The following is an 8,416-nucleotide window of genomic DNA, read 5'->3' as shown; positions in this document are numbered from 1 at the left end:
CCCGCCGCGCGGGCGCCCGCCCGGGGTGCGGCCCCCACCCCCCCCGGGCCCCGGGCCCGCGCGCCCGGCCCCGGCGCCGGGCGGCGGGCGGCCCGGCGCGCCGCGAAGCGGACCGCGGCGCACGTCCGCCCGCACCTGCCGACCGGCAGCCTGCCCGACCCGGCCACCGGGCCCATCACCGACCGTTTCGGCGTCTACTTCACCGGCGTCGGCGGCACCGGTGTCGTCACCGCCAACCGGGTGATCGCGTCGGCGGCGCAGGCCGCGGGCCTCGCGGTCTCGGGTCTCGACCAGACCGGCCTGTCGCAGAAGGCCGGCGCGGTCGTCTCGCATCTGCTGCTGTCGCCCAAGGGCCCGGGCGGCGGCGAGGGCGCGCCCACGGTCGGCGCCGAGGGGGCCGACCTGTACCTGTCCGGCGACATCCTGCAGGCCGCCGCCGCCAAGCACCTCGCCACGGTCCACCCCGGGCGGACCCTCGCCGTCGTCGACGTGGCCGTCACGCCGACCGCGGCGATGCTGCAGCGCGACGTCGCCGCGCCCGACGAGGCGGTCATGCGCGCCGCGGTCGCCGAGCGGGTCGGCGACGACCGGGCCCTGTTCCTGGACAGCAAGCGGATCGCCGAGCAGGTGTTCGCCAACCAGCTGCTGGCGAACATCGTGCTGCTCGGCGCCGCGTTCCAGGCCGGCGGCCTGCCGCTGCCGCTCGCCGAGCTGGAGAAGGCGATGGGCCGCACCGGCAAGGTGGCCGCCGACAACCGGGCCGCGTTCGCGTGGGGCCGCTGGGCCGCGCACGACCTGGCCGCTGTCGAGGCGGCGCTCGCCACCACCGCCGCGCCGGCCGCCGAGGCCTCGACGCCGAGCATCTTCGACCCGTCGGCGGGGGCGGTCGAGACCGCCGGCCCGCTCGTCGCCGCGGCCGGCCTGCCGGTGGACCTGCCGGGCGAGCTGCGCGAGCTGCTGACCCGCCGCGTGGCCCAGGCCGTCGACTACCAGAGCGCCGCGCGGGCGAGGAAGTTCCTCGGCCTGGTGGCCAGCGCCGCGGCCCGCGACGACGCGGCCAACGGGTGGGCGCTCACCCGGGCGGTGGCCGAGAGCTGGTTCAAGCTGCTCACCTACAAGGACGAGTACGAGGTCGCCCGGCTGCACCTGCTGGCCGACCACGACGCGACCGCCGCCGAGCTCGGCATCGAGGGTCCGTACAAGGTGACCTACCACCTGCACCCGCCGACGCTGCGGCGGATGGGGCTGAAGCACAAGCTTCCTGCCTCGCGGCCCTACGCCATCGCGTTCCACGGGCTGCGGGCCGCGCGCCGGCTGCGCGGCACTCCGCTCGACCTCTGGGGCCTCGACCCGGACCGGCGTCACGAGCGGGCCCTCATCAAGGAGTACGAGGGGCTCGTCACGGCCGCCCTCGCGGACGGGCGGGACTACGCCGGCCTTGTCGTCCTCGCCGAGTCCGCCCAGGAGATCAAGGGCTACGGTCCGATCAAGGAGGCGGCCATCGAGCGCTGGCGCGCCCGGGTCGCCCAGCTCGCGCCGGGCACCGCCGGCCGGAGCACATGATCAGGCTGTTCCTCGGTCCAGGGGCCCGGCGCTGAACAAGGCCGGCGTTGAAGAAAGCCGGCACGGAACAGAGCCGGCACGGAACAGAGCGGAGGGCGGCGGCCATGAGGCCGCCGCCCTCCGTCGTTACCGTGATCAGGCCGTTGTCATGATCAGGTCGTTGCCGTGATCAGACGGCCGAGGCCGCGGGCTGCCGGTCGGGGATGCGCAGGAGGCCCGCGGTGTTGGCGCGCAGAACCTTGCGGGTGGTGAGCGGGTCCTGGCCGGCGAGGCTCGCCACGTAGTCCATGGGCGCGCGCAGGCCCTCGGGGTGCGGGTAGTCGGAGCCGAAGAGCACCCGGTCCGGGCCAAGGACGCCGATCAGGTCGTCGACGTCGTCCTCGGGGAACGGGACGACCCACAGGTGCGAGGTGAGCGCCTCGCTGGGCCTCGCCGGCAGCTCGCCGCCGATCATCGGGCCGCGCCGGCCGAGCGCCGCCGCCTTGTCGACGGTCTTGAGCAACGGCTTCAGCCAGCTGCTGCCGTTCTCGATCGACAGGATCCTGACGCCGGGGTGCCGGCCGAACAGGTTGTGCAGGGTGAGCGCGATCAGCGTGTCGACGATCGGCCGTTCGGTGTTGCACAGTGCCCACTGCAGCGGCGACTGCAGGTGCGAGGGGTTGGTGGGGTCCTCCGACCAGTGCGCGCCGTAGAGGTCGGCGTAGCCGCAGTTCGAGGTGTGGAAGACGATCGGCACGCCGGCCTCGGCGCACGTCGCCCAGAACGGGTCGTTGACCGGATGAGCCGGCGAGCGGCCGCCGACCGGTCCTGGGCGCAGGTGGACCATCCGGGCGCCGGCGTCGAGGACGCGACGCAGTTCCACCATCGCGTGGTCGATGTCGAGCAGGGAGAGCATGGGCACGGCGAAGATGCGTTCTCCCGCCGCGTATCCCCAGTCGTCCTCCAGCCAGCGGTTGAAGGCGCGCAGGCTGGCGTAGGTGAGCTCCACGTCGTGGACCAGCTCCTGCTCGACGGTGACGCCCAGGGTCGGCAGCAGGATGGTCGCCTCCACCCGCTGGGAGTCCATGAGCGCGAGCCGGTCCGCCCGGGTGGTGAACGCCGGGTGGTCCTTGGCGTTGAGGACCTCGCGGTGGTTGAAGCCATCCGCGACCCCGCCGACGAACAGGCCCTGAAGGGCGCCGGGCGCCGACGCGTAGTCGCCCGGCATCACGCTCATGAAGGTGCGCCGGTCGCCGACGAACACCCGGCCGAGGCCGTCCTCGCCGCGCCGCACCCGCACGGTGGCGTCCCGATACCTGGATTCGATGTGGCGCGAGAAGCAGTCGTCGGGCTCGTAGTAGTGCCCGTCCGCGTCGATCAGAGGGTAGTCCACGGCGCCCACCACTTCCGGTTGCCAGCTAAGTAAATGAGTACTCATTTATTATAGCGGCGGTGCCGCCCGGTCAAGCCCGCCTGGCGCCCTGGCGGAGCGGATCGTGCCCGCGGTCGAGCGGACGGATCTCTTGGGTCACGCCCGTCCGGTTGCGCGGCTATGTCCGGTTGCCTATGGTAAGTGAGCATGTACTTTGTGGCCGTGGATCGAGCGGGCCGCCGGCCCGCCGGCGCGTCCAGATGGCCTGTCCAGGACCAGGAGGAGCGAGCCAGTGCATGAGGCGGTCATTGTCTCGACGGCGCGGACGGCGATCGGGACGGCGTTCAAGGGCACGCTCACCGAGATGAGCGCGTTCGACCTCGGCACCCGGGCGGTGGCCGAGGCGCTCGGGCGGTCGGGAGTCGACCCGGCGCTCGTCGACGACGTGGTGCTCGGCGAGTCGCTGTACGGCGGCGGCGACATCGCCCGGTACGCGGCGGTGAACGCCGGCATCGTCGGAGTCCCGGGCATCGCCCACAACCGGCACTGCGCGTCCGGCCTCGCCGCCGTGCAGAGCGCGGCGGCGTCGATCCGGTCGGGGATGGACCGCGTGGTCATCGCCGGCGGGGTGCAGTCGGCCTCGACGAAGCCGCGCGCACGCTGGCGGATTCCGGGCACCGACGAGTGGGACGAGGACTGGCTCGCCTACAGCCACCCCGAGACGCCGGACGCGCCGTGCCGGGACATGTCGATCACGGTCGGCTGGAACGCCGCGGTGCAGGCGAACCTCACCCGGGAGGAGATGGACGCCTGGGCCCTGCGGTCGCACCAGCGCGCGGTCGCCGCCATCGACGCCGGCAGTTTCGCCGAGGAGATCTTCCCGATCGAGGTGCCGCGGCGCGACGGCACCACCGTGACGTTCGCCGTGGACGAGCACCCGCGGCGCACCACGTCGCTGGAGCGGCTCGCCGCGCTCAAGCCGATCCACCCGGAGATCGAGGGCTTCAGCATCACGGCCGGCAACGCGTCGGGCGTCAACGACGGCGCCGCGGCGATGGTGCTCGCCGACAGCGGGTTCGCCGAGAAGCACGGGCTCGAGCCGCTGGGCGTCATCCGCGCGTGGGCGTCGGTGGGCGTGCCGCCGGCCGAGACCGGCCTCGCGCCGACGATCGCGATCCCGAAGGCGCTGGAGCGGGCCGGGCTCACGATCGGCGACATCGCCCTGTGGGAGATCAACGAGGCGTTCGCCTCGGTCGCCGTGGCCACCACCCGCATCCTCGGGCTCGACGACACGCTGGTGAACGTCGCCGGCAGCGGCTGCAGCCTCGGCCACCCGGTCGCCATGACCGGCTCACGGATGATCATCACGATGGTGCACGAGCTGCGCCGCCGCTCGGGCGCTTAGCGCCCTCGTCGCCTGGTTTCAGGTCGAGCTATGAGGCGGTGGCCGGACTGGGCTGGGGCTGACCTGGTGGCTGGGTTGGTACCGCGCTGATGCGCCGTCACGAGCTGTGGCTGGGTTGCGCTCATCGCTCGCCGGGGTGACCACATCCGCCGCCGGCCGTGTCCTCGGGAACTCCGGTCAGATTGGTGGTGGGCGTGCTTGCCGGGCGGGGGCGTCAACCCCGGTGGAGTGAACGCACGCTTATCAGGGACAATGGGGTATGACCGGCGCTCTCAGTGGTTACCGGGTCGTCGAGCTGGCCGGCATTGGGCCCGGGCCGTTCGCCGCCATGATGCTGTCCGACATGGGAGCCGAGGTGCTCCGCGTCGACCGGGCCGACGCCGTCGGTGCCGAGGCGCCGTTATGGGACGTGAACGCCCGCGGCCGCCGCTCGGTGGGTGTCGACCTGAAGCACCCCGACGGGCGTGAGGCCGTGCTGCGGCTGGTCGAGCGGGCCGACGTGCTCATCGAGGGGTTCCGCCCCGGGGTGACCGAGCGGCTCGGGCTCGGGCCGGACGACTGCCTGGCCCGCCAGCCTCGGCTCGTCTACGGGCGGATGACGGGCTGGGGCCAGGAGGGGCCGTACTCCCAGGCGCCCGGTCGTGACATCAACTACATCGCCCTGTCCGGCACCCTGGCCATGGTCGGCCCGGCGGGTGGGCCTCCGGTGCCGCCGGTCAACCTCGTGGGTGACTTCGGCGGGGGCGGCCTGCTGCTCGCCTTCGGCGTCGTCTGCGCCCTGCTCGAGGCCGGTGGTTCTGGCCGCGGCCAGGTGGTGGACGCCGCCATGGTCGACGGCGCCGCCCTGCTGGCCGGGATGGTCCACGGGCTGCGGGCGGCCGGCGACTGGGGCGAGCGGGGCACCAACCTCCTCGACGGCGGTGCCTGGTTCTACGACGCCTACGAGACGGCCGACGGCCGGTACGTCTCGGTCGGGGCGATCGATCCCCGGGCGCGCCGGCAGCTCGCCGAGCTGACCGGGGTCGATCCCGGTGCGGACGACCGCTCGTCCTGGCCGGCCATGAAGGCCCGGCTGGCGGCGGTGATCCGGACCAGGACCCGGGACGAGTGGTGCGCCGCGCTCGAGGGCACCGACGTCTGCTTCGCCCCGGTGCTGGAGCCGGACGAGGCCCCGGCGCACCCGCACAACCTCCAGCGCGCGACGTTCACCGAGGTCGGCGGGGTGGTCCAGCCGGCTCCGGCCCCCCGTTTCAGCCGTACTCCGCCGGCGGTCGCCGGCCCGCCCCCCGCCCCCGGGCAACACACCGAAGAAGCCCTGTCCGACTGGGGGTTCTCGTCCGAGGACGTGACCCGCCTGCGGGCCGTCGGTGCCATCCAGTAGTCCGCTGCTCCGCTCAGAGTACTGGCGTCTGATCGGGCAACCGTATAAAGTGAGCGCTCATGCACATAGGTCTTGGCCTCCAGTTCGCGAACCTTGATCGCGACGTATCTGACGCCGACGTGTACCGGTCGGAGCTGGGTCTCGCGGCTCGCGCCGAAGAGGTCGGTTTCGACTCGGTGTGGCTGTCCGAGCACCACTTCTCCGACTACCAGCTCACGTCGCAGCAGGCGATGGTGCTGGCCTGGGTGGCGGGTCAGACCCAGCGGGTGAAGCTCGGCACGATGGTCACCGTCCTGCCGTGGAACGACCCGGTGCGGGTGGCGGAGAAGTTCTCGGTGCTCGACCACATGTCCGGCGGCCGGGCCATCCTCGGGCTCGGGCGCGGCCTCGGGCAGAAGGAGTTCGTCGGCTTCTCCGTGCCGATGGGCGAGTCCCGCCGCCGGTTCAAGGAGTACAGCGCCGCGCTCCTCACCGCCCTGGAGACGGGCGTGATGGAGTACGACGGCGAGCTCTACCAGCAGCCGCGGGTCGAGATCCGGCCCCGGCCACTGGCGAGCTTCAAGGGCCGCACGTTCGCCTCCGCGGTGTCGCCGGAGTCGATGGAGATCATGGCCGGCATGGGCGTCGGGCTGATGGTCATCGCCCAGAAGCCCTGGCCCACGGCCATCGAGGAGCTGAAGAAGTACCGCGAGCGCTACTTCGAGCTCAACGGCACGGAGGCGCCGAAGCCGGTCCTCGTGATCGTCGCCGGCGTGAGCAAGAACCAGGCGCAGATCGAGAAGATCCGTAACGTGTACCTCCAGCGCTGGGCCCGCTCGACGGTCGAGCACTACGAGTTCGACAACGTCGGCTTCGCCAAGATCGAGGGCTACGAGTACTACGCCGGCCTGGCCAACAACATCCAGAAGCACGGCATCGACAAGTTCAACGGGTTCCTCGCCGACCTCCAGGTCTGGGGCACGCCCGAGCAGGTCACCGAGAAGCTGCTCGAGTACGTGAAGATGACCGACGCCGGTGGCGTCGTCGTGCCGCTGTGCTTCGGCGGCATGCCGGCCGGCGAGGCCCAGGACTGCTTCGAGCTGTTCGCCTCCGAGGTGCTGCCCGAGCTGAAGCGCCACGACGCCGGCGGCGACATCGGCGTGACCTACGACGCCAAGCCGGCCGCTGACGCCGTGCCGGCCGCCGACATCGCATCCGCGGCCGACATCGCGCCGACGGCCGTCGCCTGAGGCGCGCTCATGGGCATGTGTGACGGACGGGTGTGCCTGGTAACCGGCGCTGGCCGGGGGATCGGCCGGGCCTACGCCGAGGCGCTCGCCGCGCAGGGCGCGCGGGTGGTGGTCAACGACGTCGACGCCGGCGCGGTCGCCGAGGTCGTCGCCCTGGTGGGGGCCAGCGGCGGCCAGGCCGCCGGCCACGTCGGTGACGTGTCGACGGCGGCCGGCGCCGACGGCCTGATCGCCACCGCGTTCGACACCTGGGGCGGCCTCGACGTCGTCGTGAACAACGCCGGCATCGCCCGCGACAAGATGCTGGTGAACATGTCCGAGGCCGACTGGGACGACGTGCTGCGGGTGCACCTCAAGGGCACGTTCCTCCTCACCCAGCGGGCCGCCCGCCACTGGCGGGAGCGGTCGAAGGCGGGCGGCGCCGTCGACGCCCGCGTCATCAACACGGTCTCGTCGGTGGGCCTGTACGGCCACGTCGGCCAGGCCAACTACGGCGCCGCCAAGGGCGCGATCGCCTCGTTCAGCCTGATCGCCGCCATGGAGCTCGCCCGTTACGGGGCGACCGTCAACGCCGTGTGCCCGACGGCGCTGACGCCGATGACCGAGGCCGTGGGGCTGGGAGACAGCGAGGCCGCCCGCGAGGGCCGGCTCGATCCGCGGTGGGTGGCCGCGGCGCTGGTGTGGCTCGCGTCGCCGCTGTCGGCCGACGTCACCGGCCGGGTGATCGTCGCCTCGGGCGTGCGCCTGGCGATCGCCGAGGGCTGGCACCGCGGGCCCACGGCGACGCCGGTCGACGACCCCGCGGCCGTCGACGCCGCCATCCGCCCGCTGTTGGCCGCCGCCGCCCCGAACGCCGACGTCCAAGGAGACATCCCACGATGGTCGAGCGCACTCTCCTGACGCACGGCGCCGAGGCCGACGACGTCGACCCGGCCACCTTCCGCCACGTGCTTGGACATTTCTGCACCGGCGTGACGATCGTCACCGGCCTCGACGACTCCGGGTCTCCGTCCGGTCTCGCCTGCCAGTCCTTCACCTCACTTTCCCTCGACCCGCCGCTGGTGCTCATCTGCCCGGGCAGGAGCTCGACGAGCTGGCCGCGGATCGAGAGCACCGGACGGTTCACCGTCAACGTCCTGGCCGAGGACCAGCAGGACGTGTCGATGGCCTTCGGCTCCCGGACCGCCGCCAAGTTCGACGCGGTCCCCTGGCACGTCACCGACCGCGGCGCCGTCGTCCTGGACAACGTCCTCGCGTGGGTCCACTGCGACATCGAGGCCACGTACGACGGTGGTGACCACCAGATCATCGTCGGCGCGGTTCGCCGGATGCGGATCCTGCGGGACCACGGACCGCTGCTGTTCTTCCGTGGCGGCTACGGGCTGCCGACCCAGAAGTCCGCGTCCACCATCTCGACGGTGGGAGACCGATAGCCGCGATCGACATGGCGCACGACGACGGGGCCGGTTGACGATCATTTCGTCAAC

General features: G+C 72.6%; 7 protein-coding genes. 6 read left to right on the top strand and 1 reads right to left on the bottom strand.

What is annotated here, in order from left to right:
* A partial coding sequence (locus tag I6A81_RS03010) for a DUF6537 domain-containing protein (RefSeq protein WP_203010086.1) occupies nucleotides 1–1,563 on the top strand: 1,563 nt, incomplete at its 5' end.
* Nucleotides 1,564–1,732: 169 nt separating this feature from the next.
* Here I6A81_RS03010 and I6A81_RS03005 read toward each other — a convergent pair.
* A complete protein-coding gene (locus tag I6A81_RS03005; RefSeq protein ID WP_203003215.1) occupies nucleotides 1,733–2,935 on the bottom strand; it encodes an amidohydrolase family protein in 1,203 nt (400 codons plus the stop codon).
* A gap of 271 nt (nucleotides 2,936–3,206) precedes the next feature.
* On the opposite strand from I6A81_RS03005, the gene I6A81_RS03000 reads away from it, so the two are divergent.
* From I6A81_RS03000 to I6A81_RS02980, 5 genes are all read left to right on the top strand, one after another.
* On the top strand, nucleotides 3,207–4,319 hold the full coding sequence (locus I6A81_RS03000) for a thiolase family protein (protein WP_307874430.1): 1,113 nt from the start codon (nucleotides 3,207–3,209) through the stop codon (nucleotides 4,317–4,319).
* A 259-nt stretch (nucleotides 4,320–4,578) separates the two neighbouring features.
* Nucleotides 4,579–5,700, top strand: a complete 1,122-nt coding sequence (locus tag I6A81_RS02995; protein WP_203003216.1) for a CaiB/BaiF CoA transferase family protein — start codon at nucleotides 4,579–4,581, stop codon at nucleotides 5,698–5,700.
* 59 nt (nucleotides 5,701–5,759) lie between these two features.
* Nucleotides 5,760–6,929 carry an LLM class flavin-dependent oxidoreductase gene (locus I6A81_RS02990; RefSeq protein WP_203003217.1) on the top strand — a complete coding sequence of 390 codons (1,170 nt, stop codon included), beginning with the start codon at nucleotides 5,760–5,762 and terminating at the stop codon, nucleotides 6,927–6,929.
* A 9-nt stretch (nucleotides 6,930–6,938) separates the two neighbouring features.
* Nucleotides 6,939–7,829, top strand: a complete 891-nt coding sequence (locus tag I6A81_RS02985; protein ID WP_203003218.1) for an SDR family NAD(P)-dependent oxidoreductase — start codon at nucleotides 6,939–6,941, stop codon at nucleotides 7,827–7,829.
* On the top strand, nucleotides 7,808–8,362 hold the full coding sequence (locus I6A81_RS02980; RefSeq protein ID WP_203003219.1) for a flavin reductase family protein: 555 nt from the start codon (nucleotides 7,808–7,810) through the stop codon (nucleotides 8,360–8,362). Before I6A81_RS02985 ends, I6A81_RS02980 begins: the two co-directional genes overlap by 22 nt.
* Nucleotides 8,363–8,416 lie beyond the last annotated feature (54 nt).

Origin of the sequence: Frankia nepalensis, from assembly GCF_016786325.1 — a bacterium.
Classification (GTDB): domain Bacteria; phylum Actinomycetota; class Actinomycetes; order Frankiales; family Frankiaceae; genus Pseudofrankia; species Pseudofrankia nepalensis.
This window is presented reverse-complemented; position numbering and strand designations above follow the sequence as displayed.

Bases quoted from the DNA above. Each gene is read 5' to 3' on its own strand.
- I6A81_RS02985 (WP_203003218.1), top strand. From the start codon at position 6,939: ATGGGCATGTGTGACGGACGGGTGTGCCTGGTAACCGGCGCTGGCCGG.
- I6A81_RS02995 (WP_203003216.1), top strand. From the start codon at position 4,579: ATGACCGGCGCTCTCAGTGGTTACCGGGTCGTCGAGCTGGCCGGCATT.
- I6A81_RS02980 (WP_203003219.1), top strand. From the start codon at position 7,808: ATGGTCGAGCGCACTCTCCTGACGCACGGCGCCGAGGCCGACGACGTC.
- I6A81_RS02990 (WP_203003217.1), top strand. From the start codon at position 5,760: ATGCACATAGGTCTTGGCCTCCAGTTCGCGAACCTTGATCGCGACGTA.